The sequence below is a fragment of the Actinoalloteichus spitiensis RMV-1378 genome, from assembly GCF_000239155.1.
Taxonomy (GTDB): Bacteria; Actinomycetota; Actinomycetes; order Mycobacteriales; family Pseudonocardiaceae; genus Actinoalloteichus_B; species Actinoalloteichus_B spitiensis.
On record NZ_AGVX02000829.1, the window covers coordinates 1 to 695 of the forward strand.

Sequence of the window (695 nt, forward strand, 5' to 3'; positions counted from 1 at the left end):
CCAGCACACCCATCGACCACCCGTCCGTCACGATGTGGTGCACCGACAGCACGAGGACGCTCACGTCGTTCGTCTCTCGGACGACCAGGCCTCGGAAGAGCGGCCCCTCGTGGAGGTCGAACCGTGTGGACGTCTCCTCGCGGAGTACCGCCGCCAGGCGGGCATCCCGCTCCTCCAGGCAGTCCAGCTCTGGTGTGCGCAGGTCGACCGTCCGCAGCGGTACGTCGAACCCCCGCCGCACTCGTTGGACGGGCTGGCCTGACACCTCCTCGAAGGTCGTTCGCAGGCTCCCGTGACGGCTGACGAGCCGGTTCAGGGCTTTGGCCAGGGCTTCCAGGTCGAGAGAGCCGTGCAGCCGGAGGCTGATTCCGGTGTTGTACTCGACACCGCCCGGGATGAGGCTGTCGAGGAACCACAGGCGTTGCTGTGGCGGCGACAGCTGGTGCACGGAGCTGTCGCTACCGTTGTCCGGGTGTCCACCGGTTCCGCCGACAAGCGGTACCTGCTCGGTTTCCTGGTGTTCCGCAGTGGTGTGGCCGTCGACGTGCGCGGCGAGCCCGGCCACCGTCGGTTCGTCAAACAGGAGCCGGGCGGGAAGCGGGAGGTTCAGGTGTTCCCGCAGCCGGGAGAGCACCCGCAGCCCGCTGATGGAATCGCCACCGAGGGCGAAGAAGTCGGCATCGATGCCCACCGGG

General features: G+C 68.2%; 1 protein-coding gene and 1 pseudogene. Both read right to left on the bottom strand.

Going from position 1 to position 695, the window contains the following annotated elements; genetic code table 11:
* Window positions 1–448 (bottom strand): condensation domain-containing protein (locus ACTIDRAF_RS35205; protein ID WP_245533646.1); only part of this gene is annotated, 448 nt, incomplete at its 3' end.
* A 153-nt stretch (window positions 449–601) separates the two neighbouring features.
* Window positions 602–691, bottom strand: a pseudogene (locus ACTIDRAF_RS35645) (phosphopantetheine-binding protein); the annotation flags it as partial.
* Between the last annotated feature and the right edge of the window lie 4 nt (window positions 692–695).